Annotated in this window: 14 protein-coding genes; 9 read left to right on the top strand and 5 right to left on the bottom strand. The window is 73.2% G+C overall.

What is annotated here, in order from left to right; genetic code table 11:
* The first annotated feature begins 50 nt into the window (after window positions 1-50).
* The 6 genes from ACQEVU_RS47570 to ACQEVU_RS47545 all read left to right on the top strand — a co-directional run bounded on the left by ACQEVU_RS47570 (window position 51) and on the right by ACQEVU_RS47545 (window position 14,858).
* Window positions 51-4,214: an AAA domain-containing protein gene (locus tag ACQEVU_RS47570; RefSeq protein WP_433336513.1), complete on the top strand. Its 4,164-nt coding sequence runs from the start codon at window positions 51-53 to the stop codon at window positions 4,212-4,214.
* 143 nt (window positions 4,215-4,357) lie between these two features.
* The gene (locus ACQEVU_RS47565) at window positions 4,358-8,032 is read left to right on the top strand and encodes a family 78 glycoside hydrolase catalytic domain (RefSeq protein WP_433336511.1); all 3,675 of its coding nucleotides are present in this window, start codon (window positions 4,358-4,360) and stop codon (window positions 8,030-8,032) included.
* 159 nt (window positions 8,033-8,191) lie between these two features.
* On the top strand, window positions 8,192-9,004 hold the full coding sequence (locus ACQEVU_RS47560; protein WP_433336509.1) for a cyanophycinase: 813 nt from the start codon (window positions 8,192-8,194) through the stop codon (window positions 9,002-9,004).
* Window positions 8,994-11,654, top strand: a complete 2,661-nt coding sequence (cphA, locus tag ACQEVU_RS47555) for a cyanophycin synthetase (protein WP_433336507.1) — start codon at window positions 8,994-8,996, stop codon at window positions 11,652-11,654. The genes ACQEVU_RS47560 and cphA overlap by 11 nt, the downstream gene beginning before the upstream one ends.
* A complete protein-coding gene (locus ACQEVU_RS47550) occupies window positions 11,636-13,135 on the top strand; it encodes a protein kinase domain-containing protein (protein WP_433336505.1) in 1,500 nt (499 codons plus the stop codon). Before cphA ends, ACQEVU_RS47550 begins: the two co-directional genes overlap by 19 nt.
* A gap of 157 nt (window positions 13,136-13,292) precedes the next feature.
* Window positions 13,293-14,858 (top strand): hypothetical protein, encoded by a 1,566-nt coding sequence (locus ACQEVU_RS47545; protein WP_433336503.1) that lies wholly within the window; start codon window positions 13,293-13,295, stop codon window positions 14,856-14,858.
* A 1,017-nt stretch (window positions 14,859-15,875) separates the two neighbouring features.
* On the opposite strand, the gene ACQEVU_RS47540 is transcribed toward ACQEVU_RS47545, so the two are convergent.
* Complete coding sequence (locus ACQEVU_RS47540; RefSeq protein WP_433336501.1) at window positions 15,876-17,966, bottom strand: DEAD/DEAH box helicase; 2,091 nt, start codon at window positions 17,964-17,966, stop codon at window positions 15,876-15,878.
* A 36-nt stretch (window positions 17,967-18,002) separates the two neighbouring features.
* Window positions 18,003-18,941, bottom strand: coding sequence for an NlpC/P60 family protein (locus ACQEVU_RS47535; RefSeq protein WP_433336499.1), 939 nt, complete (start codon window positions 18,939-18,941; stop codon window positions 18,003-18,005).
* 82 nt (window positions 18,942-19,023) lie between these two features.
* Here ACQEVU_RS47535 and ACQEVU_RS47530 point away from each other — a divergent pair, with 82 nt between their 5' ends.
* Entirely contained in the window at window positions 19,024-19,890 is an 867-nt protein-coding gene (locus tag ACQEVU_RS47530; RefSeq protein WP_433336497.1) for a hypothetical protein, read from the top strand.
* Window positions 19,891-20,270: 380 nt separating this feature from the next.
* On the opposite strand, the gene ACQEVU_RS47525 is transcribed toward ACQEVU_RS47530, so the two are convergent.
* Window positions 20,271-21,908 (bottom strand): DEAD/DEAH box helicase, encoded by a 1,638-nt coding sequence (locus tag ACQEVU_RS47525; RefSeq protein WP_433336495.1) that lies wholly within the window; start codon window positions 21,906-21,908, stop codon window positions 20,271-20,273.
* Between the two features lie 271 nt (window positions 21,909-22,179).
* Here ACQEVU_RS47525 and ACQEVU_RS47520 point away from each other — a divergent pair, with 271 nt between their 5' ends.
* The gene (locus ACQEVU_RS47520) at window positions 22,180-22,851 is read left to right on the top strand and encodes a ferritin-like fold-containing protein (RefSeq protein ID WP_433336493.1); all 672 of its coding nucleotides are present in this window, start codon (window positions 22,180-22,182) and stop codon (window positions 22,849-22,851) included.
* A 281-nt stretch (window positions 22,852-23,132) separates the two neighbouring features.
* Here ACQEVU_RS47520 and ACQEVU_RS47515 read toward each other — a convergent pair whose 3' ends face one another.
* Together ACQEVU_RS47515 and ACQEVU_RS47510 are read right to left on the bottom strand one after the other, a co-directional pair.
* On the bottom strand, window positions 23,133-23,366 hold the full coding sequence (locus tag ACQEVU_RS47515) for a DUF3107 domain-containing protein (protein WP_433336491.1): 234 nt from the start codon (window positions 23,364-23,366) through the stop codon (window positions 23,133-23,135).
* Window positions 23,367-23,437: 71 nt separating this feature from the next.
* Window positions 23,438-24,076, bottom strand: a complete 639-nt coding sequence (locus ACQEVU_RS47510) for a TetR/AcrR family transcriptional regulator (protein ID WP_433339700.1) — start codon at window positions 24,074-24,076, stop codon at window positions 23,438-23,440.
* Window positions 24,077-24,165: 89 nt separating this feature from the next.
* On the opposite strand from ACQEVU_RS47510, the gene ACQEVU_RS47505 reads away from it, so the two are divergent.
* A complete protein-coding gene (locus tag ACQEVU_RS47505) occupies window positions 24,166-26,355 on the top strand; it encodes a hypothetical protein (RefSeq protein ID WP_433336489.1) in 2,190 nt (729 codons plus the stop codon).
* The last annotated feature ends 18 nt before the right edge of the window (window positions 26,356-26,373 follow it).

Genomic DNA, 26,373 nt, shown 5'->3' with positions numbered 1-26,373 from the left:
GCGCCAGGTTCGCTCGCCAGGGTTCTTGCCATGGCCAGTACGCTCGGCGCGTGGAGGAAGCTGTCGACCGGCGGGGTGCGCTGGTGCACGAAGCCTCCCGCCGCTGGCGGTCTCAGCTGATCGACCTCGGCGGGCGCAACACGCTGCTCTATTACCGTGACCTGCGGGCCGGCACGCTCGACCTCACCGGTGCCGATCCGGTGTCGCTCGAGGCTCTCCTGGGCGGCCGCACCCTGCCGCTCGGCCAGCTCTTCCCCGACCGCGATGCCCACGCCGCGGCGATCAAGCGGGCTCGGACGATCCGCAACAAGGCGCGCGAGCTCACCGAGGAGCGCGGGATCGAGACCTGCTTCGCGGCGATCGGCAGCGCCACCTGGACCCCGCCGCCCGGCGGGGGCGCCGCCCCGGCCGCGCCGGTGCTGCTGCGCTCGGCCCAGCTGCGGGCCCGCGGCGCCGCCGAGGACGACTTCGACCTCACCCTGCAGGGCGACCTGGAGCTCAACCCGACGCTGCTGCAGCTGCTCGAGGAGGACTTCGGCGTGCGGGTCGACGCCGACGAGCTCGAGGAGCTGGTCAGCTACCAGGCCGGCTTCGATCCCATGCCGCTGTACGAGCGGCTGGTCAAGGAGGCGGCCGGCCGGGTCCGCGGCTTCGCGGTCAGCCCCCGCTTCGTGCTGGGCACCTTCTCCTACGCCAAGCTGCCGATGGTCACCGACCTGCGGGTGGCCGCCGGCGCCCTCGTCGAGCACGACGTCATCGCCGCGATCGCCGGCGACCGCGACGCCCAGGCGGCGCTGCGCCCGGCGGCCGGCATCGCGCTGCGGGACCCGGACTGGATCCCGCCGGAGGACGAGTTCCTGGTCCTCGACGCCGACTCCTCGCAGAACTACGCGATCAACGCCGTGCTCGCCGGCCAGCACAGCGTCATCAAGGGCCCGCCCGGTACCGGCAAGAGCCAGACCATCGCCAACCTCATCGCCTCGCTGGTCGCGCGGGGCAAGCGGGTGCTGTTCGTGGCCGAGAAGCGCGCCGCGATCACCGCCGTCACCGACCGGCTCGCCCGCCGCGGCCTGGGCAACCTGGTCATGGACGTGCACGACGGCACCACGTCGCGGCGCAAGGTCGCGGCCGACCTCAAGGCCGCCTTCGACTCGGCCGCGCGCATCGCCCAGCCCGAGCTGAGCGTGCTGCACGAGACGCTCGCCGCCCGCCGGGCCGCGCTCAACGACCACGACGACGCCATGCACCAGGTGCGCGAGCCGTGGGGGATCTCGGCTTACCAGGCGCAGGCGGAGATGATCCGGCTGTCGGCGGCGGTGTTCCCGATGACCGCCGTGCGGCTGCGCGGCCCGGCCCTCGCCGCCCTCGACGCGGCCGGCGCCCGCCGGGTCCGCGAACAGCTGCGCGACTACGCCACGGTCGGCGGGTTCGCGGTGACCGGCGAGCCGTCGGGCTGGACCGGCGCCGCCGTGTACACCCCGGCCGACGCCGAGGCCGCCTTCGGCCTCGCCGAGCGGCTCGGCGGGCAGACGCTCCCGGCGGCCCGGCCCGCGCTGCGCTACGTGCTGGACCAGACCGGCCTGCGCGCCCCGGCCGACCTCAACGGCTGGCGCTCCCTCTTCGGCTTCCTCGACGCCGTCGCCGCCACCCTCGCGCAGTTCCGCGACGAGGTGTTCAGTGCCGACTCCTTTTGGGCGTCCCTCTCCTCCTACCTGGCCTCGGTCGCCGACGCCGAGTGGCGTCGCGCCCACGCCGGCCAGCCCGGCACCGACGCGGGCTGGTGGACCCGGCGCAAGATGCGCAAGCAGGCCGCCGGGCTGTGGCGGGGGCCGGGCTCGCCGAGCCGCCAGCAGCTCTTCGACGGCTTCTCCGCGGCCCTGGCCCAGCGCGAGCAGTGGGCGCGCCTCGCCCGCGACGGCGGCCGGCCGCGCATCCCGGCCGACCTCGGCCGCGCCCGCGCGGCGTTCGACCAGCTCGACGCGCAGGCGGGGGAGCTGCAGCGGTACTGCCCGCACCTCCCCCTGGCCACCATGGACCTCGAGCGGCTCGGCCGGGTCGTCGCCGCCCTCGCGGCCGACGAGCGCACGCTGCGCCGGGTGCCGCGCCTCAACGAGCTGCAGGGCGCCTTCGCCGCGGCCGGCCTCGACCCGCTGCTGGAGGACCTGCGGGCCCGCCGGGGCGTGGACGCCGACCAGGCCGCCGCCGTCTTCGACGCCTGCTGGAACGCCTCGATCCTGCAGCACCTCAACTTCACCGACCCGCGCGTCGGCGCCTTCGACGGCCCGCTGCACGCCCGGACCGTGGCCGAGTACCGCGACGCCGACCGCCGGCACATCGACGCCACCGCCACCCGGGTGCTGCGCGCGGTCGCCGAGCACATCACGCACACCCGCGACGAGTACCCGGACGAGAGCCGCCTGGTCGAGCACCAGGCCAACCTCAAGCGCCGCCACCTGCCGATCCGCCAGCTCTTCGCGACCGCGCCGCACATGCTCACCGCGCTGCGCCCGTGCTGGGCGATGAGCCCGCTGGTCGTCTCGCAGCTGCTGCCGCCCGTGGCCGACCTCTTCGACGTGGTCGTCTTCGACGAGGCGAGCCAGGTCACGCCGGCCGACGCCGTGCCGGCCCTGCTGCGCGGCCGCCAGGTCGTCGTCGCCGGCGACGAGCACCAGCTGCCGCCGACGTCGTTCTTCACCGCGGCCGAGGAGGGCACCGCCGCCGACCCGCTCGGCGTCAACGCCGACGGCTCGATCGACCTGTCGCTGACCTCCGGCTACGAGTCGATCCTGGACGTGCTGACCGCGCTGCTGCCCGGCTACCTGCTGCGCTGGCACTACCGCAGCCAGGACGACCGGCTCATCGCCTTCTCCAACGCCCACATCTACGAGGGCTCCCTCGTGACCTTCCCCGGCGTGGCCGGCGCCGGCAGCGTCTCCCACGTCCACGTGCCCTTCGCCGGCGCGGAAGGCGCCGAGGAGGGCACGGACTCCGTCACGGCCGAGGTCCAGCGGGTCGTCGAGCTGATCCTGCAGCACGCCCAGCTGCGCCCCAACGAGTCGCTCGGCGTCATCACGATGGGCATCACCCACGCCGAGCGGATCGACCTCGCGCTGCGCCGGGCCCTCGCCGCCCGCCCGGAGCTGCACGCGTTCTTCGCCGAGACCGCCGCCGAGCCGTTCTTCGTCAAGAACCTCGAGCGCGTCCAGGGCGACGAGCGCGACGCCGTCATCCTTTCCATCGGGTACGGCAAGAACTCGGCCGGGCGGCTGCTGTACCGCTTCGGCCCGCTCCTGCTTCCGGGCGGGGAACGCCGCCTCAACGTGGCCGTCACGCGCGCCCGCCGCCGCATGACCCTGGTGAGCTCGTTCACCGCCGCCGACATGGACCCGGCCCGCACCACCAGTGACGGCGTGCGGCTGCTGCGGGCCTACCTGGAGTACGCCGAGTCGGCCGGCACGTCGCTGGCTCAGGCCGCCGCGGGCGCCCGGCCCGAGCTCAACCCGTTCGAGCGCGACGTGCGCGACCGCCTGGCCGCGGCCGGCATCCCGGTCACCCCGCAGTTCGGCGTGGCCGGCTACACCATCGACTTCGCCTGCGCCCACCCGACGATCCCCGGCGAGATGGTCCTGGCCATCGAGTCGGACGGCGCGTCGTACCACTCGGCGAGCACCGCCCGCGACCGCGACCGCCTGCGCCAGGAGCAGCTGGAGCGCCTCGGCTGGCGCTTCCACCGGATCTGGTCGACGGACTGGTTCGCCGACCCGGTGGCCGAGACGTCCCGCGCCCGGGCGGCCTACGACGAGGCGGTGGCCGCGGTCGACGCCCGCCGCACCGACGAGCCGACGGTCGTGCTGACCCCGCCGCCGCCCGCCGAGCCGGACCCGGCCGAGGACGACGGCCGCACCCTTGCCCGTCCTGCGTTCGAGCCGGGGCGCCCGATCGGTGAGTACGCGCACGGCCTGCTCGTCGACCTCATCCGGTGGATCGAGTCCGACACCCTGCTGCGCACCGAGGAGCAGGTCCTGGACGAGGCCCGCCGGCAGCTGGGCTTCAAGCGCGGCGGCTCCCGGATCAACGCGGCCCTGCAGGCGGCCCTGAACGACGCCCGCGGCGACCGTCCACAGGATGGCGATGAGGCGCCGGATCCGGGAGCTGAGCCGACGCGGGTTCTAGAAGCCCGCACCGACCCCGGCCAGCGCCCCGAGACCGACTGACCCAGCCCGACGCGGGCGACGGCCGGTTCGGCCGGGGTTTCGAAAGAACCCGTTGCTTATCGACGCGCGTCTCATTACAGTGAGCGCACTACGGGTGTGTGAAACGTTTTAATGAAACGTTTCAGACTAGAGGGAGGGCCGATATGCCCCTGCAAAAACGAAGTCGCGCGGCCGCCACCGCGCTGATTTCGCTCGCCGCGCTCGTGATCGTCGCGCCGGCCGCGCCCGCGGCGGCGGCCACCCCGGTCAGCATTTCCGGGGCGCACTGGATCTGGTATCCGGAAGGGGACCCGCGCACCAGCGCGCCCGTCGGGTACCGGTACTTCCGCAAGAGCTTCAGCGTCGCGGCCGGCGCCGTGAGCGACGCGCAGCTCGTCGTCACCGGGGACGACACCGTCGACGTCTGGCTCAACGGCAAGCCGCTGGCCGGGTCCGACCGGGTCACCGACTCGTGGAAGAACGCGCTGTACGTCGACCTGGGCAGCGCGCTGACCAGCGGTACCAACACCATCGCCCTGGCGGTGAAGAACACCACCGCGTCGCCGGCCGGCGTCATCGGGCACGTCCACGTCGTCACCGGCGGCGGGACCACCGACGTCGTCACCGACGCGTCCTGGAAGGCGGCGCAGAGCGCGCCGGCCGGGTGGGAGCAGTCCGGGTTCGGGGACTCGGCGTGGCCGGGCGCGATGGACCTCGGGCTCTACGGGTCGTCGCCGTGGAACACCTCCGTGGTGCTGCCGGACCCGAACGCGGCCTCGCCGCTGAGCGTGGCGAGCGGGACCGTCGAGCACCTGGCCAACCCGATCGGCGTCGACGCCGCCCAGCCGCGGTTCGGCTGGAAGCTGGCGTCGTCCGCGGTGCAGCAGCGGCAGGCGGCGTACGAGATCCAGGTCTCCACGACGAGCGCCAACACCGCCGACGTCTGGGACAGCGGGCGGGTGCCGTCGGGCAACGAGGTCGACATCGCCTACGGCGGGCCGGCGCTGACGAGCATGAGGAAGTACTACTGGCGCGTGCGCGTCTGGGACACCCTGGGGCGCGCCAGCGGGTGGAGCCCGACCCTGACGTTCGAGACCGCGCTGCGCAGCCCGGCGACCGAGTGGACCGGGGACTTCATCGGCCAGCCGGCGGTCGCCGCCGACCTTTCCGGGGCCACCTGGATCTGGTACCCCGAGGGCGACCCCGCCGCCGGCGTGCCCGCGGCCACGCGCTACTTCCGCCGGACCTTCAGCCTGGCCGGCGCGCCGGCCGGCGCCACCCTGGTCGTCACCGGCGACGACACCGCGGACGTGTGGGTCAACGGCGTGCAGGTCAGCTCCTCGCCCCGGGTGACGGACTCGTGGAAGCAGGGCGTCGCGCTCGACCTGCGTTCGCGGCTGACCGCGGGTACCAACACCATCGCGATCTCCGCCCAGAACACCACGCAGTCGCCGGCCGGCGTGATCGCCAAGCTGACCGTGAGCGGCAGCGCGACGATCAACACCGACGCCGCGTGGAAGTCGTTCACGAGCGGGCCGTCGGGCTGGAACCAGCCGGGCTTCAACGACTCGGGGTGGCCGGCCGCGCAGGCGGTGGCGGCCTACGGCAGCGGGCCGTGGGGGTCCAACGTCGTCATCGCCAAGGCCGCGCCGCTGGTGCGCAAGGGCTTCACGGTGAGCAAGCCGGTCGCCTCGGCCCGCCTGCTGACCACCGCGCTCGGGCTGCACGAGACCCGGCTCAACGGGGCCAAGGTCGGCGCCGACGTGCTCGCACCGGGCTGGACCGACTACACCAAGCGGCTGCAGTACAAGGAGTACGACGTCACCGGGCAGATCCGCCAGGGCGACAACGCGCTCGGCGCCTGGCTGGGCAACGGGTGGTACTCCGGCAGTCTCGGCTTCGCCGGCAGCCAGCACTACGGCACCCAGCCGTGGTACTCCGCCCAGCTGCTCATCACGTTCACCGACGGCACCACGCAGACGGTGCGCACCGACAACACGTGGAAGGTCGTCGCCGGCCCCATCCGCGCCGACGACCTCTACAACGGCGAGTCCTACGACGCCCGGCTGACCCAGTCCGGCTGGGACGGCCCCGGCTTCAACGACGCGGCCTGGTCGGCGGTGGCCGTGAAGGGCGGCACCAAGCCCAACCTGGTCGCGCAGGTCGACCCAGGCGTCACCGTGCAGCAGGAGTTCCGGCCGGTCGCGATCACCCAGCCGAAGGCCGGCGTGTGGGTGTTCGACCTCGGCCAGAACTTCGCCGGCTGGAACCGGCTGTCGATGTCGGCCCCGGCCGGCACGACGGTGCAGCTGCGCCACGCCGAGGTGCTCAACCCCGACGGCACCATCTACACGGCCAACCTCCGCAACGCGCAGGCCACCGACCGGTACACCTTCGCCGGCTCCGGCACGGAGACCTACGAGCCGCGGTTCACCGTGCACGGGTACCGCTACGTCGAGCTCACCGGCGCGCCCGCGGGCTTCACCCCGACCGCGGACACGATCACCGGCCGGGCGGCGTGGACCAGCGGGACCCAGCTCGGCACGTTCACCACGTCCAACGCGATGCTCAACCAGCTCGAGCACAACATCCTGTGGGGCGAGCGCAGCAACATGCTGTCGATCCCGACCGACTGCCCGCAGCGCGACGAGCGCCTCGGGTGGACGGGCGACATCGCGATCTTCAGCGCCACCTCGACGTTCAACGTCGACGTGCACGCGTTCCTGGACAAGTTCGCCGACGACCTCACCGACGCCCAGCACTCCGACGGGGCGTTCACCGACGTCGCGCCGGGCGTGTGCTGCGGCGCCGGCACCGCCGGGTGGGGCGACGCCGGCGTGATCGTGCCGTACACCCTGTGGCAGCGCTACGGCGACGTCCGCGTCGTCGACGAGCACTTCGACGCGATGGCGCGGTGGGTGGACTACCTGCGCGGCACGTCCGGCACCGACCTGATCCGCAACGTGTCGACGTACGGCGACTGGCTCAACGTCAACGACAACACCGCGCAGGACGTCATCTCGACCGCGTTCTTCGCGTGGTCGGCGCGGATGGTGTCGCGGATGGCGGCGGCGACCGGCCGCACCGCCCAGGCCACCTCCTACGGCCAGCTCGCCGACCAGGTGGCGGCGGCGTTCACGAACCGGTTCGTGGCCGCCGACGGCACGGTCAGCGGCAACACGCAGACCGGGTACGTCCTCGCGCTCGCGTTCGGGCTGCTGCCCGCCAACCGGGTGCAGGCGTCCGCGGACAAGCTGGCCGCGAAGGTGGCGGCGACCGGCGGGCACCTGTCGGTCGGGTTCCTCGGCGTGGAGAACCTGCTGCCGGTGCTGGCCGACAACGGCCACGCCGACACGGCGTACCAGATCCTCATGCAGCCCGGCTTCCCCGGCTGGGGCTACATGATCAACAAGGGCGCCACCACGATCTGGGAGCGCTGGGACGGCATCCGCACCGACGGCTCGTTCAACGATCCCGGGATGAACTCCTTCAACCACTACGGCCTCGGCTCGGTCGGCGACTTCCTGTACCGCCAGGTCGGCGGCCTCGGCCCGGCCGCCCCCGGCTACTCGGCGCTGCTCGTGGCGCCGCAGCCGGGCGGCGGGCTGACGTCGGCGAGGTCGGCGTACGAGACGCCGTACGGCGGCGCGGTCAGCGACTGGTCCGTCTCCGGCGGCACGCTCACCCTGCGGGTGACGGTCCCGGCCGGCGCCTCGGCGACGGTGCGCGTCCCGACGTCGAACGCGGCGACGATCGCGGCCCCGGCGCAGGCCGTCCCGTCCGGCACGGCGTCGTTCTACCTGCCCGCCGGCTCGTACACCTTCACGGCCGCGGCCTGACGGCGGCGCGGGCGCGGGGCCTCGGTCCCGCGCCCGCGCTGGTTCACCGTCAGATGGCTCTGCAGTGCGAGGCGCCCCCGCGCATAGTCCTGGCAATCCGGGCAAACGTAGGGCGGCGGCGAGCCGGGGTTTGCAAGATGAAGGTGTTGTGGAGGTGGGATGCCGGGAAAGCTGCTCGTCATCGGCGGCGCGGAGAGTCACGACGCGGGCGATGACGAGATCCTCGAGCGCTTCGTGCTGCTCGCGGGCGGGGCGGACGCGAACCTCGTCGTGATCGCCGCGGCGAGCGAGAGCCCCGGCGATCGCGAGAAGGAGTACGCGGAGGTCTTCCATCGCCTCGGCGCCGAGCGGGTGACGCCGCTGCGGCTCGAGGCGCGCGAGGACGCCAACGGGGACGTCGCCGTGGCCGCCATCGAGCGGGCCACCGGGGTGTTCTTCACCGGCGGCGACCAGCTGCGCATCACCACCGTCGTGGGTGGGTCGAAGGTGGACTCGGCGCTGCACGCGCGGCTGGCCGAGGGCATGATCCTGGCCGGCACGAGCGCGGGCGCCACGATGATGTCCAGCACCATGATCCTCGGCGGCAGCATCGCGACCGTGAACACGGCCAGCGTGCGCACCGGCCCGGGCATGGAGTTCCTGCCCGGCGTGCTCATCGACATGCACTTCGCCGAGCGCGGGCGGCTCAACCGGCTGCTCAGCGCCATCGCCATGTTTCCGCACGAACTCGGGCTCGGCATCGACGAGAACACCGCCATCCTGGTCGACGGCGACGTGTTCGAGGTGCTCGGGCGCGGGACCGTCACCGTGATCGACGCCGGGCAGGCGCGCGACATCAGCTGCCCCTCGGGCGACCTGGGCGGGCCGATCGCCCTGTGGGGCGCCCAACTGCACGTTCTGCCGGCAGGGCACCGGTTCAACCTGACCGAGCGAGCGCCGATGAAAAGAGCGGAAGAGGATCATGCGCATTGAGAGCAGTCGGCGGCTTCGGGGGCCCAACCGGTACCTCGCGCGCCCCGTCCAGGTCACCCGGGTCCGGCTCGACGGGCTCACCGGGCGCGAGACCTGCGAGTATCCCGGCCTGCCGGAGCGGCTGCTGGACCTGCTGCCCGGCCTGGCCGAGCACCACTGCGCCGCCGGTGCGCCGGGCGGGTTCGTCAAGCGGCTGTACGGCGGCACCTACTTCGGCCACACCGCCGAGCACATGGCGATCGAGCTGTCCAACCTCATCGGCCGCGAGGTGAGCTTCGGGCGCACCGTCGGGACCCCCGATCCGTCGGCCTTCGACGTCATCATGGAGTGCCCGGTCGACGAGCCGATCGACTCGGACATGTCCGAAAAATTACTAGAAATCGCTATTCGTCTCGTGCGGGAGCTGGTCGGCGGGGCACGGCCTTCCATGCCCGATCTTTCGGACATCCAGCGGTTGTACGAGCGGGAGCGGCCCGGCCCGAGCACCGACGCGATCGCCCGGGCGGCCCGCGAGCGCAACATCCCGGTCGAGCGGATCGGCGACCTCAGCCTGCTGCGCCTCGGGTACGGCCGCCACCGGCGCCTGGTCTGGGCCGCGCTGACGGACCAGACCTCGGCGATCGGCGTCGACATCGCCGGCGACAAGGAGCTCACCCGCCAGCTGCTGAGCGAGGCCGGCGTACCCGTGCCCCGCGGCGGCGCCGCCGAGTCGGTCGAGGCCGCGCTGCGGCTGTTCGAGGAGCTGGGCCCGCCCGTCGTGGTCAAGCCGCGCGGCGGGCGGCAGGGGCGGCACGTGTACCTCGGCATCGACACCCCCGACGCGCTGCGCGCCGCCTTCGCGGCCGCGACCGCGGACGGCGGCGACGCCGTCGTCGAGCGCCAGGTCGACGGGCGCGACTACCGCGTGCTGACCGTCGGCGGCGAGATCGTGGCCGCGGCCGAGCGGGTCGCGGCGCACGTGATCGGCGACGGCCGTACCGACGTCGCCGGCCTCATCGAGCGGGCCAACCGCGACCCGCGCCGCGGCACCGGCCACGACCGGGCGCTCACCCGCCTGGTCGTCGACGAGGTCGCCGGCACGCTGCTGCGCCGCCAGGGCCTCGCCGAGCACGACGTGCCCGAGCCCGGCCGCGTCGTGTGGCTGCGCGACAACGCCAACCTCTCCACGGGCGGTACCAGCGTCGACGTCTCCGCGCGGGTGCACCCGTCGGTGGCCGACCTGTGCCGGCGGGTGTCCGGCCTGGTCGGCCTGGACATCGCGGGCATCGACCTGCGCCTGCCCGACATCGGCGAGGAACTGCCGCTGGACCGCGGCGGCATCATCGAGGTCAACGCCGCGCCCGGGCTGCGCATGCACCTGGAGCAGCACGACGTCGGCGCCGCGATCGTCGGGGCGCTGTTCCCGGCGGGCACCCCGTCGCGCATCCCGACCGTCGCCATCACCGGCACCAACGGCAAGACGACCGTGGCCCGGCTGACCGCCCACCTGCTCGCCGGCGCCGGCCTGCGGGTCGGCCTCACCACCACCGACGGCGTGGTCGTCGGCGGCCGGACGGTCCAGCGGGCCGACGCCACCGGACCGCGCTCGGCCCAGGTCGTGCTCGGCGACCCGACGGTCGACGCGGCGGTGCTCGAGACCGCGCGGGGCGGGCTGGTGCGGCAGGGGCTCGGGTACGACTGGAGCGACGTCGGCGTCATCACCAACCTCGTCAGCGACCACCTCGGCCAGGACGGCATCGAGAGCATCGAGGACCTCGTCGACCTCAAGTCCGTCGTCGCCGAGCGGGTCCGGGAGGGCGGCGCGGTCGTGCTCAACGCCGACGACCCGCGCAGCCGCGAGCTCGAGTTTCCCGGGCGCGAGATCATCTGGTGCTCGCTCGACCCGCGCAACCCGCTCGTGCGCCGGCACTGGGACTCCGGCGGCCGCGCGTACCTGCTGGCCGACGGCTGGCTCGTCGAGCTCGCCGGCCGGCGGTGGGTGCCGCTGCTGGCCGCGCACGAGCTGGGCGGCGGCTTCGGCGGTGCGGCCCGGCACCTGGTCGCCAACGCCCTCGCCGCCACCGCCGCGGCCCGCGTGCTCGGCGTGACCACGGCCCGCGTCGCCGAGCGGCTGCGCACCTTCGGCGCCGACCCGGCCGACAACCCCGGCCGCGGCATGCTCCTGCGCTGCGGCGACGTGCACGTCCTCGTCGACTACGCGCACAACCCGGCCGCGATCACCGCCGTCAGCGACCTCGTCGAACGGGTCTGGGGCTGCGAGCGCGCGGTCGCCGCGATCACGCTGCCCGGCGACCGCCGCGACGACCTGCTGCGCGAGTCCGCGGGCGTGGTCGGCGCCCGCTTCGGCCGGGTCGTGATCTACGAGGACGCCGACCGGCGCGGCCGCGGAAGCGGCGAGGTGCCCGGCATCCTGCGCGACGAGCTTCGCCGGGTCGCCCCCGAGCTCGACTGCGTGCAGGTGCGCACCGTCGAGGAGGCCGTGCCCGCGGCCCTCGCCCTGGCCCGGCCCGGCGACGTCGTGCTGCTGCTGTACGAGAAGATCGAGCCCGTGCTGGCCCTGCTCGGCGCGCTCGGTGCGCGCCATGCCGCTGAGACGGGTGTGGCTGCCGTGGATCTGGGCAAAACACTGGCGTGGATAGGTACCGCCTGATCGAGCCCCTCGGCGCCGGTGGCATGTCGGTTGTTTGGCGTGCCTTCGACGAGGTGCTCGGACGCCCCGTCGCCGTCAAACTGCTGGCCCCCAACCTGCTGACCGACTCGCGCTCCCGCACGCGCATCCAGGCGGAGGCGCGGGCGGCGGCGCTGTTGAGCCATCCGCACATCGCACAGGTGTACGACTTCGGCCATGACCGCGACGGCGCGCCGTACGTGGTCATGGAGCTCGTCACCGGCCGCTCGCTGGAGGAGGCCGGCCCGCTGCCCACGGTCGAGCTGCTGCGCACCGGCGCACAGCTCGCCGCGGCGCTGTCGGCCGTGCACGCGCGCGGCCTGGTGCACCGCGACGTCAAACCGGCCAACGTCATGCTCACCGACGCCGGCGCCAAGCTCGTCGACTTCGGCATCTCCGCGATCGCCGGCGACGAGAGCGACCAGCACGACGAGATCATGGGCACGCCCGCGTACCTGGCCCCGGAGCGCATCCGCGGCCTGCCGACCACGGCGGCGACCGACGTCTACGCCCTGGGGCTGCTGCTGTACCGCGCCCTGGCCGGCCGGTTCCCCTGGCCGGTCGACGACGACAGCACGACCGCGCTGATCGAGGCGCACCGCCGCGGCCGCCCCGACCCGCTGCCGCGCGGCGCCTGCCGTGGCCCGGTCGCCGAGGCGATCATCCGCTGCCTGGCCAAGGCCCCCGAGAACCGGCCGTCCGCCGCGGAGATGGCGCAGGTGCTTTCGGCGGCGGTACCCCGGGAGCCCGATCGTGCCGCGGTGCCGCTGGGCGTCGCGTCCGTCCCCCGCTCGCGCCGGACCCGGCTGGCCGCGGCCGGCTCGCGGATCCCGGGCGGCCGGGGACGCGTGGTCGCCGCCGGCGTCGTGGCGGCCGCGGCGGTGGGCGGCCTGACGATGTGCTCGACGGGCGCCGGCCCGGCCAGCGGGCCGACGTCGATGGCCGCGGCGCAGGCCGCCGCCGCGCCCCCGGACCCGGTCGACTGCGCCGTGCAGTACGCGGTGCGCGACGGCCAGAACGGTAACTTCGACGCCGATCTTCGCGTCACCGCGTCGGGCGGCGGCGACGGCGGCTGGAGCCTCACCTTCCGCCTCCCCGCCGGCCAGGCGATCGGCGCGGTGAACGGCGCCACGTGGAGCCAGGACGGCGACACCGTGCTCGTGGGCGGCCGCGACCTCGCCGCCGAACTGTCGGCCGGCGCCACCTTCACCGTCACCGGCGCCGCGCACGACAACGCGGATCCGCCGTCCGACTTCGCGCTGAACGGCACGGCCTGCCGCTCGGTCCAGCTCACCACGACGACGACCACGATCGCCCCGGCGCCCACGACCGCCGCCCCGGCCGCTGCGACGCCGCCCCCCGGCGCGAACGTCAAGCCCGAGAAGAAGGACAAGCCCGAGACGAAGGAGAAGCCCGGGAAGCCCGCGCAGCAGAAGAAGGAGGACAAACACGAGGACCACTGACGTTTCCGGAAGTCGATCTCTTGTTACGCAAGTTTTGACGGTTCGTCGGTTATGGCGTGCAACCTTCCTGCCTGGTACACAAGTCTGATCCTGGTGGCGTCCCGCCATATGCGGGCCGCCTCGCCGTAGGGTGAGTGTGTCGAAGGTAGGAGGCGCCGTGCGGTTCGAGATCAGCCGGGTCATGGACACCATCGAGCAGCGGCTGACCACGGACGTCACCTTGGCGCAGGCCGTGGTCGACCTGGCCGAGGTCGCCCGGTTCATCGCCCTCGACGGCGGCCGCCCCATCAACCTCCTGCGCCTGGGCATGGTGGTCGACGCCCTGAGCCGCTATCTCATCGACGCCGGCGCGATGCTCTATCCGGTGGCCGGTCGGGAGGTGCTCTCGGAGGCGGCGCTGACCTCGAAGGAGCGCATGGTCCTCGGCCGCTGGGCCGACGACGGGCTGATCGAGGTGACCCCGGTCGTGGCCGATCGCCCGGTCGAGATCGCCGACTTCACCGGGCTGCCGCTGATCGTGGTGCGGGACATTCCGCAGTACGCGGCCCGCTTCCCCTGGCTGACCGACAGCCCCGAACGGGTGCTTCGCCTCACCCCGCGGGCGGGCGGCGCGGTGCTCACGCCGGGCGGCGAGCCGGCGCCGCCGAAGGACGGCAAGGAGCGCCTGGTGGTCGTCGGCAAGGCGACGCTGCCGATCGTTCCGCCGGACCCGTCGGACCCGGCGACGGACAAGCCGATGGCCGAGCCGACACCGTCCTCTTCGGACTCCTCGCCGTCCTCTTCGGACTCCTCGCCGTCCTCTTCGGACTCCTCGCCGTCCTCTTCGGACTCCCCGTCGTCCTCTTCGGACTCCTCCTCTTCTTCGGAGTCCTCGTCTTCTTCGGAGTCCTCGTCTTCTTCTGCGGCCGCTTCGGATGCTGCTGCGTCTTCGGATTCCTCGGGTGAGGCCGCCCCGGCATCGGTCGCGGACAAACCGGACGAAGCCGTCGCTTCGGGTTCGGCTCAGCGCGAGGAGCCCAAGGGCGGCCGGCCCGACGGGCTGCAGTCGTTCACGGCCCGCGGTTCCCAGCGGTTCGGCCGCACCCGCGTGGTGCGCCGCCGCTTCACCCGGGCCGACCCGAGCGGCGTCGGCGCCGCGCTCATGGCCCGGCAGTGGCGCTGCAAGGAGCAGGACTGCCCGGCGTTCGGGGAGTACCGCCGCCTGGGCCAGCCCGTGCCCCGGATGCGCGGCGGCGTCCCCGCATGCCCCCGCCACGGCGACGCGGTCAAGGACATCGGCCCCCGCCCCGCCGCCTTCGCCGTCGCCATCGTGGTGGACGACCTGGCCCGCCGCCGCTTCGTGGTGAGCGCCGACCACCCGGTCGTCGTCGGCCGCGACCCCGCGGACCCCGACGAGATCTCGGTCGGCGCCTGGCTCCACGAGGCCTCCGCCGCCTGGATCGCCAAGGAGCACCTGAAACTCGCCGTGGACGACGCCCACCTGGTGGTCACCGACACGAGCGACAACGGCACGCTCATCTGGAAGCGCTCGTCCCCCGACATCAAGGAGGAGACCGAGCGCATCTACCACAAGTCGTACCGCCTGGAGGGCTGGGACTCGATCGAGCTGTACACCGGCGTCGAGCTGGTCGTCGGCGACCACCGCCTGCAGACGGTGGTCGGCTCGGAGCCCGCGTCGGTCCTGCTCGACGCCCCCACGGTCGCCCTGCGCCTGGTCGACTAGCGGCGCGGGCCCGCCCGCTTCTGCCGTCAGCCCTGGGCGGTGTTGAACTTCGCCGACGCGTCGCCCGGCTAGGCGCCATTGCCGTCGGTGACCGCGCCGACGTGCACGGTGCCGGCCCGTTCTGCGGCTGGGCGTTCACCCGGATCTCGAGGTTGCCCGCGGCGCCCCAGCCCGCGCCGCGCCGTCGGGTTGCGCGGCCGTCGGGTTACGGGGTCGCCGGGTCAGGGCTGCGGGTCACACGGCCGTCGGTTCGCGGGGTCGCCGGCCGGGGGCTGCGGGCGCGCGGCGTGGCCTCGGCCGGCGACCCCGGCGCCGCGGTCGTGTGCGGTGCGCGTAGGCCGGTGCGGCCGCTGGCGGTCCGGACCGTGGGCGCGGCCACAGGCGGTCGTCGGTCGAGGGGCGTGTGGCGTCGGCGGTGCGGCGTGGCCCCCGGCGCCGCGGGCATGGGCTGCGCGCCGTGCGTCGCGCACCCGGAGCCCCGGAGCGAGCGCTGTAGGCACGGGCCGGGGCCGGGGCCGGGGCCAGGGCCGGGGCCAGGGCCAGGGGCCAGGGCGGGGGCGTGCGGCGCGGGTCGGGCGCCTTCGGACGGGCGCTGCGGGGCGAAGGCTAGGGCCAGAGAGCGTGCGGCGCGGGGTTAGGCGGTCAGAGCCAGGGCGAAAGGCAGCACCCCCTTCACGCCGGATTGGAGCAAGGCGCGGGCTCAGGCCCCTGGCGCGGGCGTTGTGGGTCAGGGCCAGGGGTCGGAGGGCGTGGGGCGCGGGGTTGGGCGGTCAGGGCCAGGGTCGGAGGGCGTGGGGCGCGGGGTTGGGCGGTCAGGGCCAGGGTCGGAGGGCGTGGGGCGCGGGGTTGGGCGGTCAGGGCCAGGGGCCGGAGGGCGTGGGGCGCGGGGTTGGGCGGTCAGGGCCAGGGGCCGGAGGGCGTGGGGCGCGGGGTTGGGCGGTCAGGGCCAGGGGCCGGAGGGCGTGGGGCGCGGGGTTGGGCGGTCAGGGCCAGGGGCCGGAGGGCGTGCGGCGCGGGTTAGGCGGTCAGGGCCAGGGCGAAAGGCAGCACCCCCTTCGCGCCGGACTGGAGCAGGGCGCGGGCCGTCAGCGCGATGGTCCAGCCCGAGTCGACCATGTCGTCGACCAGGAGGATCGGGCCGGGGGTGGTGCGCAGGGCCTCGGCCAGTGGGGGTGGGACGGTGAAACCGTTGTGCAGGGCGCGTACGCGTTGGGCGCTGTTCGTGCGCGACGCCGTCTCCGTGGCCGGGGCGGGCGGGATGGTGCCGAGCAGCGGCAGGCGGCCTACCTCGGCGATTCGGGCGCCCAGCGAGGCGACTAGCTCCGGGGCGTGGCGGGAGCCGATGACGACGACGCCGGCGGGGCGCTCGGGCCAGCGGTCGTCGCCCTTGGCCCACTCGGCGAGGGTGGCGACGACGCCGTTGAAGATCTCGTCGGGGATGGGGGCGTCGGGGGCGGCCAGCAGGTTGCGCAGGCGGTCGCCCCAGCCGAGGTCGCTCAGGCGGCCGATCGCGCGGCCCGGCAGGGTCTGCTCGCCGGGTGGGATGTTGCCGCTGAGGGAGACGCCGACCGCGGCCATGCCGGTGGGCCACTTCTTGCGGGGGGCGATCTCGACGCCGGCGCGGCCGAGGTGGGCGCGGGCGGCGGCGAGGGCCTCGGGGGAGACCTCCGGCTCGTACCACACCCCGGCGCACGTATCGCACCGCCCGCACGGCGCGGCCTCCGGGTCATCGAGCTGGCGGCGCAGGAACTCCATCCGGCACGTGGTCAGTGCCGAATACTGCACCATGGCCCCCTGCTCGGCCTGGCGAGCCGTGGCGATGCGCGCGTAGCGCTCGGTGTCGTGGCGCCAGGGCTCGCCCGTGGCGGTCCAGCCGCCGCTGACCCGGCGCACGGCGCCGTCGACGTCGAGGACCTTCAGCATCAGCTCGAGGCGGCTGTGGCGCAGCTCGACCCGCGGCTCGAGCGCCATCGTCGACAGCGGCCGGCCCGACGCGGCCAGCGCGTCGAGCACCGAGCGCACCTGGTGCTCGGGCGGGAAGGCCAGGGAGGCGAAATACCGCCAGATGTCGGCGTCCTCGCGGCCCGGCAGCAGCAGCACGTCGGCCTTCTCGACCGCGCGCCCGGCCCGGCCGACCTGCTGGTAGTACGCGATGGGCGACGACGGCGCCCCCAGGTGCACGACGAACCCCAGGTCGGGCTTGTCGAACCCCATGCCCAGCGCCGACGTCGCCACGAGCGCCTTGATCCGGTTGTCGATCAGGTCGGCCTCGGCGCCGAGGCGGTCGGCGTTTTCGGTCTTGCCCGTGTACGCCGCCACGTCATAGCCCTGCGCCCGCAGGAACGCCGCCGTCTCGTGCGCACCGGCCACGGTCAGCGTGTAGATGATCCCGGAGCCCGGCAGGTCGCGCAGGTGCTCGCCGAGCCACGCCAGCCGGTGCGACGGTGACGGCAGGCTCAGCACTCCCATCCGCAGCGACTCCCGGTCGAGCGACCCGCGCAGCACCAGCGCGTCGCCGAGCTGCTCGGCCACGTCGGCGGTGACCCGCGAGTTGGCCGTGGCGGTGGTCGCGAGGACCGGCGTGCCCGGCGCCAGGTCGAGCAGGAGGGTGCGCAGCCGGCGATAGTCGGGCCGGAAGTCGTGGCCCCAGTCGGAGACGCAGTGCGCCTCGTCGACGACCAGCAGGCCCGTCGTCGCGGCGAGCTTTGGCAGCACGTCGTCGCGGAAGGACGGATTGTTCAGCCGCTCGGGGCTGACCAGCAGGACGTCGACCGTGCCGGCCGCGATCTCCTGCGTGATCGAGTCCCACTCCTCGAGGTTGGCCGAGTTGATCGTCCGCGCGACGATCCCGGCCCGGGCCGCCGCGTCGGTCTGGTTGCGCATCAGGGCGAGCAGCGGCGAGACGATCACCGTGGGCCCGGCGCCCCGCGCTCGTAAAAGGGCGGTGGCCACGAAGTACACCGCGGACTTGCCCCACCCCGTGCGCTGCACGCACAGCACCCGGCGGTGCCCGGCCACCAGCGCCTCGATGGCCGTCCACTGGTCTTCGCGCAGCTCGGCGGCGGGACCGGCGAGCTTCTTGAGAACTTCCGAGGCTTCGTTTCGCACGGGGTCGACGCTAGCAACGGGGTCTGACAAAAACGGCTACGAGTAGTTCGGGCGGCCGTATCCGGCGATCGGAGCGTAGTCGAGCAGTCGCATAGAGATACGTTCGCCGGCCCGTGGTGCCTCGATCACCCGCCCGTCCCCGACGTAGATGCCGACGTGGCTCACGTCCTTGTAATAGAAGACCAGGTCCCCGGGCTGCAGCTCGTCGCGCGTGATCGGGCGGACCGTCTGCTTCTGGCGGGCGGCGTTGTGTGGGAGTACAACTCCGGCGGTCTTCCACGCGGCCATCGTGAGCCCCGAGCAGTCGAAGCTGTTGGGGCCGTCGGCCCCCCACTGGTACACCTTGCCCAGCTGTGAATAGGCGAACCGCACCGCCTTGCCGGCCGCGTCGTCGGTGAACACGGGCACCCAGCCGTCGTGCAGTGCGCCCGAGGACGCCCGCGGGAGCCGGCCGCCGAGCCGCCGCAGCTGTGCCTCGATGGTCGCCTTGCGCTGGCCGAGTTCGGTCCGCTGCGCGCGCTGCTGTTGCTGCAGGTCGGACAGCTGGGTCTGCTCGTTGCGCAGCGCCTGCTGGGCGGTCTTGAACTCCCGCAGCGCGGCGACCCGCCGGCGCGAGATCTGGTCCAGCATTGCGAGCTGGTCCATCCACGCCTCCGGCGAGGGCGCCGTGATCAGCACCGACGTCGACCCGACGGCCCCGCTGCGGTACAGCGCCGCCGCCGTCTCGTCGGTCTCCCGCTGAGCGGCGTCGACCTGCGCCTGCAGCGGCGCCATGCGCGAGTTCACCTGGACGAGGCGCGCCTCGGTGGCTCGCAGGTCGTCATGTACGGCGTTGTACCGTTCGATGACGCCCTCGAGCTCCTGCCAGGCGTTGGCGAGCAGCCGTTGCCGGTCCGCGGCGGGATCCGCGTGCCCGGCCCCCGGCGACACCAGGACAATAAGCCCGGCGACGACGAGTGATGCGGTGCTGCGCAAGCTCTTGCGACAAAACCCCACGTGTCACTAACTTCGCAATTTGGACAAAAGTTACCTAAGTTCCCTCGCTAGGGTGGAGTGCATGGCGCTGAAGGGTCCGTTCGTGGCCGCTGGGCTGGTCGCGGCCCTCCTGCTGGGCTTTGGCATCGCGAAGACGACCGCTGCGAAGTCCGCGCCGGCGGCGCCCGCCCCCGCGACGACGGCGATCCCGTCGCACTCCCACGGCGGCGCGGTCATCGGCGACCTGGGCGGCTTCTCGCTGAGCGCCGCGGGCTACACGCTCGTGCCCTCCGGGCCGCTCGTGATGCCGGCCGCGGCCCAGCAGCAGTTCGCCTTCAAGATCATGGGGCCCGACGGCAGGCCCGTCACGAAGTACGTCGTGAATCATGAGAAAAATCTGCACTTCATCGCTATAAGGCACGACTTGTCCGGCTTCCAGCACCTTCACCCGGCGATGGCGGGCGACGGCACCTGGTCGATCCCGCTGACCCTGCCCACGCCGGGCATCTGGCGCCTCTACGCCGACTTCGTCACGCTCGACGCGACCGGCCAGCAGGTGGCGTTGACACTCGCCGTAGATGCGACGGTTGCCGGCAGTTACGCCCCCGTGGAATTGTCACCCCCCTCCCGTACAGTGAACGCCGACGCCTTCACCGTCACCCTCGAGGGCGCTCCGCAGGTAAACGCGACTCAGCCGCTGTCGATGCGTGTCTTTTCCAATGGCTCCCCGGTCACCGACCTGGAGCGTTATCTCGGTGCGTACGGCCACCTGGTGGTCATTCGCGACGGCGATCTCGGATATCTGCACGTGCACCCCGAGGACCAGCTGGTGGGCGGTGCGGTCAAGTTCTGGCTGTCCGCCCCCAGCTCCGGCCGCTACCGCATGTATTTCGAGTTCCAGAAGCAGGGCGCGGTCCATCGCGCGGAGTTCACGGTCGACCTCGCCTAAGAGCCTTTACGTCCTGGCTCGGGTCCGTGCAACTTACGACCGTTCTTCCCACGAGGAATCCCGGCCTGCGTGGTGACAAGAACAAACGCCGTCGGCGTCGCCTGAGCGACGCCGGCCTGGTCGTGGTGGCGACGCCGACGGCGTTTGTCGGCGTCGCCTGAGCGACGCCGGCCTGGTCGTGGTGGCGACGCCGACGGCGTTTGTCGGCGTCGCCTGAGCCACGCCGGGCTCGATGGCCGCGGTGGCGACGGAGGCAGGTGCGCCCGCCGGGTCGGCCGAGGAATCGCGGCCTGCGTGGTGACAAGAACAAAAAACGTGGTGACAAGAACAAAAAAACACGGCGCGGGGTCTGCACCCCGCGCCGTGTTCACAGGTCTTGCTTACTCCTCGACGCCGCCGTCGGCGTCGCCCGACCCGCCCCGGCCGCGACCGCCGCGGCGGCGACGGCGGCGGTTGCGCCCGGCCCCGTCCTCGCCGACGACCGCGACAGACGCGCCCGCCGGCTCGGCCGCGGAACCGGCCTCGACGTCGAGCGGCGAGTCGGCCAGCCCGGCCGACGACTCCGCGTGCTCGGCCGCGTCGACCTCGCCCCGGCGCCGGCGACGGCGCTGGCGGCGCGGCTCGCTCGCCTCGGCGGCCTCGGGCCCGGCGGCCGGCGCGGACGACGAGCGCCCCCGCCCCCGCGTGCGACCCCGCCCGCGCGGCTTGCCCTCGACGTCCTCGAGCTTCTCCGCCGACAGCCCGGCCCGCTTGCGCTCGGCCGTTGGCAGCGAGCCCGTCGTGCCCTCCGGGATGCCGATGTCGGTCAGCAGGTGGGCCGAGGTGTGGTACGTCTCCGGGGGCTCCGGCAGCTCCATGCCCAGGCTCTTGTCGATGATCCGCCAGCGAGGCATGTCCTCCCAGTCCACGAACGTCACCGCGACGCCGGTGGCGCCGGCGCGGCCAGTGCGGCCGATGCGGTGGGTGTAGGTGTCCGGGTCCTCGGGGCAGTCGTAGTTGATGACGTGCGTGACGCCTGAGACGTCGAGGCCGCGGGCCGCGACGTCGGTGGCGACGAGCACGTCGATCTTCCCGGCGCGGAAGGCGCGCAGGGCCCGCTCACGGGCGCCCTGGCCCAGGTCGCCGTGGACCGCGGCCGCGGCGAACCCGCGGAAGTCGAGGTCCTCGGCCACGCGGTCGGCGGCGCGCTTGGTGCGGCAGAAGATCATGGTGAGGCCGCGGTCGTTCGCCTGGAGGACGCGCGCCACGATCTCGATCTTGTTCAGAGGGTGGGTGCGGTACACAAACTGCTTCGTCAGCGGCGACGGCCCGGTGCTCGCGTCGTGATGGGCGTGGATCGTCATCGGCTGGCGCAGGAACCGCCGGGCCAGCGTCACGATGGGGTCCGGCATCGTCGCCGAGAACAGCATCGTCTGCCGCTCCTCGGGCAGCAGCGTGAGGATGCGCTCGACGTCGTCGAGGAACCCGAGGTCGAGCATCCGGTCGGCCTCGTCGAGCACCAGCGCACGCACGGCGTGCAGGCGCAGGTGCTTGCCCTTGGCCAGGTCGAGCAGGCGCCCGGGCGTGCCGACCACGATCTCGACGCCGTTGCGCAGCGCTTCGACCTGCGGTTCGTAGGCGACTCCGCCGTACAGCGGAAGGACGCGCACGCCGCGGGTCTTGCCGGCCGCCGCGATGTCGCGGGCGACCTGGAGGCCCAGCTCGCGGGTCGGAACGACGACGAGTGCCTGCGGCAGCCCGTCGGCGCCCTCGCCGGGTGCGGTGACGCGGTCGAGGAGCGGTACGCCGAAACCGAGGGTCTTGCCGGTGCCGGTCGGCGCCTGGCCGATCAGGTCCGTGCCGCGCAATGCGATCGGCACGGCGTATTCCTGGATCGCGAAGGCGTGTGTGATGCCGACCGCCTCGAGCGCGGCCACGGTCTCCGGCCGGGCGCCCAGGTCGGCGAATGAGGGACTGTCGGCGCGCACGGGTGCGCGGGCGGCCACAGAATCGGCGGCCTGAGTGTTGTCGATCGTCATGTTGTGCTCGGGGTGTCTCTCTCGCGGGAGCGCCCCTGAAATGGCGGGTGCGCTCGTTCGGTCGTACGGCGCGGGCCACACGCGACCGGATCTCTGTGCTACCTGTCGGCAGTGCTACCTGACGGCAAGGTGGTCGCGGGCTACAAGCGCCGATTTGTCAGGGCTAGGGTCCGCCCTGGGGTCATTTCGGCCATTGTACCGAGTGCGGCGCCGTTCTGCGTACGACACCGCGCAGAGCCCGTCAGGTGATCCGGCGAGGTACTGTGCCGACGTGTCCGAAATCACCCCGGCCGTTCAGCCCGGCGCCGAGTCCGCCTCCGAGGCGGTGGTCGATCTGCTGGGCATGCTCGCGTACGGCGAGCTGGTCGCCTTCGACCGCATGGCCGTGGATGCGCGGCTGGCCCCCGACCTGCGCCGCCGAGCCGTGCTCAGCGCGATGGCGGCCCGCGAGATCGTCAACTACGGCCGTCTGGCCGACCGCCTGGCCGAGCTCGGCGCCGACCCCGAGGCCGCCATGCGCCCCTATGTGCGGGCGGTGTCGGACTACCACGAGCAGACCCAGCCCAACGACTGGCTGGAGGGCCTGACCAAGGCGTACGTCGGGGACGGCATCGCCGACGACTTCACGCGCGAGGTGGCGTCGGTGCTGGCCACGCCGGACCGCGACCTGATCCTCGACGTGCTGCACGACTCGCGGCACGCCGACTTTGCCGCGGACGAGCTGCGGGCGGCGATCGCGATCGACCCGAAGGTCGCCAACCGGCTGTCGATGTGGGCGCGCCGGCTGGTCGGCGAGGGCATCTCGCAGGCCCTGCGGGTGGCGGGGGAGCGGCCCTCGCTGGCGGCGCTGCTGGCGATCAACGGGACCGACTTCCAGGCGCTGCTCAAGCGGCTCACCAGCGCGCACACGGCTCGCATGGGCGCGGTCGGCCTCAACAACTGAGCCGCGCTGCTCGCTACCAGCGTGCACACGGCTCGCATCTGAGCCGCACTGCTCGCTACCAGCGTGCACACGGCTCGCATCTGAGCCGCACTGCTCGCTACCAGCGTGCACACGGCTCGCATCTGAGCCGCACTGCTCGCTGGAAGGCGACTTTTCGGACTTATGCCCCGTCGGGCGATAAATCCGATATGTCGTGGCGCGGAGCGCCCGACATATCGCAGGCCGGCCGGCGCAGCAAAAGGGCCCCCGTGACGAGGGCCCTTCGCATGCCGTTCGAAGCGTCAGCGCGCCGACGAGAAGCCGACCGGTCGCGGCGACGACTCGGCGATCTCCACGTACGCCAGCTTGCCCACCGGAACGATCACCCGGCGGCCCTTCTCGTCGACCAGGGACAGCACGCTTTTATCCCCACCGTTGATCGCGTCGGTGACCGCAGACTCGACCTCGGTGGGCGTCTGGTTGCTCTCCAGCACCAGTTCCCGAGGCGCGTACTGCACGCCGATCTTGACCTCCACGTCTTCCTCCTTGATCGGAGCGGCGGCCGTGCGTCGGCCCGCACACCCAGTGTGGTTGAAGATTAACGCGGTCAGGCGTGTTCGCCGTGCAAGGGGAAGCTCGCGATGCCGCGCCACGACAGGGTGGTCAGCAGGGTCTCGGCCTCCGCCTTGTCCACCTGGCGGCCGTTGGCCAGCCAGAAGCGGGCCGCGATCTCGGCCGCGCCGACCAGGCCGGAGGCGAGCAGCTCCGCGCGGGCGCGGCTGACGCCGGTGTCGGCCATGATCGTGTCGGTGATGGCGGCGATGCAGCCGGTCTCGACGCGGTCCACGCGCTCGCGGACGGCCGGGTCGTTGCGCAGGTCGGACTCGAACACGAGCCGGAAGGCTTCACTCTCGTGGTCGATGAAGTCGAAGTACGCCTGGATGGCGCCCCGCACCCGGTCCTTGTTGTCGGTGGTCGCCTCCATCGCCGAGCGCACCCGCGAGACCATCGCGTCGCAGTGGGTGTCGAGCAGGGCGAGGTACAGCTCGAGCTTGCCGGGGAAGTGCTGGTAGAGCACCGGCTTGGAGACGCCCGCGCGCTCGGCGATGTCGTCCATCGCCGCGGCGTGGTAGCCCTGGGCCACGAAGACCTGCTGGGCGGCGGCGAGCAGTTGCTTGCGCCGCGCCGACCGGGGCAGCCGCACGGGCCGACCGGCCGCCTGCGTGCCGCTCATCGCCGAGGTCATGTTCACCATCCGGATTTGGGTCGAGATTGCAACTTACCCCCTTTCCACCCACACGGTAGCCTCACCTAGGGGCGACGGAGGAGCGTGCGGTGGACGAAACGGGGCAAGCCGGAAGCCCGGACGTGGGTGGCGCGTACGCCGGCGCCAACCCGGGGGCGATCCGGGGCCGGAGCGGCTACCCGGACGGGCACGTCAACGGGGGTTCGCCCAGCGACGACGCCCTGGAAGCGATCGTCTCCGCCTGGCGCGAGCCGGCCACCGGCGCGATCGCCGGCCGGGCCACGGTCAACGGCAACGGCCTCAACACCAACGGTCTCAACGGCAACGGAATGAACGGCAACGGTCTCAACGGCAACGGAATGAATGGCAACGGCATGAACGGCAACGGCGGCAGCCGCGGCCGGGCCGAGGTCCGCAGTCCGTATTCCGACATGCTGGCCCCGATGAGCCCGCCGGTCTCCGCGCCGCCGCCGGCCCAGCCGCCGACCTCGACGCTGCACTACGGCCACTACGCGCCGGACGGGCAGGGGTGGTCCACTTCCAGCGCCACCGGCGAGACCAAGAGCGTCCCCGCGCCGCCGATGCCGGGCACCGTCTACGGCGCGCTCAGCGGCGTCGATCACGAAGCGCCGCCCGCGGTGGCGCCGCTGCACGGCCCTCAGCCGCCCTTCGGCGTGCAGCCCCTGCACGGCCCGCAGCCCCCGTTCGACGTCCAACCCCTGCACGGGCCCCAGCCGCCGTTCGACGAACCGCAGCAGTACCAGGTGCAGGCCCCGCAGCCGGCGCCGTCGCCCTATGGCTACGAGCAGCCGCCGTCGGCCCTCGACCGGGTCGCCGAGCAGCAGGCGCACCAGGCCGACCAGTGGGGCTACCAGTTCCAGCAGTACCAGCAGCCGGAGCCGCCTTACCAGCCGCAGCCGGAGCCGCCGTACCAGCAGAAACCCGAGCCGGCGTATCACCAGCCCGAGCCGCCGTACCAGCAGCCGGAGCAGCGGCACTGGGCGCCGGAGCCCGCGCAGCCCGAGTTCGACTGGGCCGCGCCCGTCCAGCACCCGCCCGTGCAGCATGAGCCCCAGCCGGCGCCGGCCCCCGCGGCACCGCCGCAGAACGCGGCACCGACGCAGACCCAGCGGGCGCCGCAGGCCCAGCCGCTGCCCACCCAGCGCGTCCCGGAGGACGATCCGCTGGTCGGGCCGCTGCCGCCCGTCCTGCTCGGCTCCTCGACCTCGCTGTCGGCCGGCGAGCCGCAGATGCCGTCGTTCGCCGACGCCATCTTCGAGCCGACGTACGAGGCACCCGAGCTGCCCCAGCGCGTGCCGTCCGAGCCCGACGTGCCGCCGGTGCCCGCGGTCGAGCCGCAGTCCGTCGCCGTCGGCGCGCCCGAGCTCACCCGCATCACCAACAAGCTGCGCGAGGACGAGGACTTCGGCCCGGAGAGCCCGGACGAGCGCCCCGACGGCTTCGACGTGCAGAGCGTGCTCCGCGCGGTCCAGGCGGTCAGCGGCGTCAGCCGGGCCACGCTGCGCAAGAACGCCGACGGGCTGCACACGCTGCGCCTGGAGCTGGCCGACGAGGCCGACGCCGGGCAGGTCAGCCGCATCGTCGCCCGCATGCTCAACGACACGATGGGGCTGTCCGCCGAGCAGAACCCGCTCCTGCCGGACGACGGCGAGCCGGACCCCCTGGCGGGCATCGCCGGGCCGCTGGCGCCCACGCTGGGCGGCCGGCCGGCCGTGCGCAACACGCCGCACAGCGCCCTTCCGGGGTCCGGACGGGAGGCCCGCCGCCGCCGTCCGGTCAGCTCCGCCGGGTCGCGCCGCCCCACGGAGAGCAAGCCGCCGGCGCTCACGCCCAACCCGGGTGCGATCGTCTCGCCGCGGGTCGTCATCGAGTCCGTCGACGTCAACACGCAGGGCATCGACGCGACCGTCGAGGTGCGCCTGACGGCCGACAACCACCCGGCGATCGGCGTGGCCAGCGGGCCCAACTTCGACGGCTACATGCTGAAGCTCGCCGCCCTGGCCGCCGCCTCCGCCGTCGACCAGTTGCTCATCGACTCCGACGCCACCGTCCGGGCGCGCTGCTACATCGAGCACGCCGCCGTGGTGGCCCTGGGCGGGTGCGAGGTCGCGGTCGTCGTGCTGCTCCTGATGTACGACGGCTTCGTGGAGCAGTTGACCGGCTCCGCGGTGGTCAGCGGCGACGGGGACTCGCGCCAGGCCGTGGTCCGCGCGACGCTCGCGGCCGTCAACCGGCGGTTGGAAGCCCTGCTTCCGTAAATTTCAGGTGTCACACTT

This window comes from Dactylosporangium sp. CA-139066, from assembly GCF_050936175.1.
Taxonomy (GTDB): Bacteria; Actinomycetota; Actinomycetes; order Mycobacteriales; family Micromonosporaceae; genus Dactylosporangium.
Note: the sequence above shows the minus strand (reverse complement) of the source record. Positions and strands in the feature narration are given on the sequence as shown.

What these genes read in the sequence shown, in the direction of transcription:
- ACQEVU_RS47560 (WP_433336509.1), top strand. Translation starts at nt 8,192, where the DNA reads ATGCCGGGAAAGCTGCTCGTCATCGGCGGCGCGGAGAGTCACGACGCG.
- ACQEVU_RS47525 (WP_433336495.1), bottom strand. Translation starts at nt 21,908, where the DNA reads ATGACGATCGACAACACTCAGGCCGCCGATTCTGTGGCCGCCCGCGCA.
- ACQEVU_RS47565 (WP_433336511.1), top strand. Translation starts at nt 4,358, where the DNA reads ATGCCCCTGCAAAAACGAAGTCGCGCGGCCGCCACCGCGCTGATTTCG.
- ACQEVU_RS47510 (WP_433339700.1), bottom strand. Translation starts at nt 24,076, where the DNA reads ATGACCTCGGCGATGAGCGGCACGCAGGCGGCCGGTCGGCCCGTGCGG.
- cphA (WP_433336507.1), top strand. Translation starts at nt 8,994, where the DNA reads ATGCGCATTGAGAGCAGTCGGCGGCTTCGGGGGCCCAACCGGTACCTC.
- ACQEVU_RS47530 (WP_433336497.1), top strand. Translation starts at nt 19,024, where the DNA reads ATGGCGCTGAAGGGTCCGTTCGTGGCCGCTGGGCTGGTCGCGGCCCTC.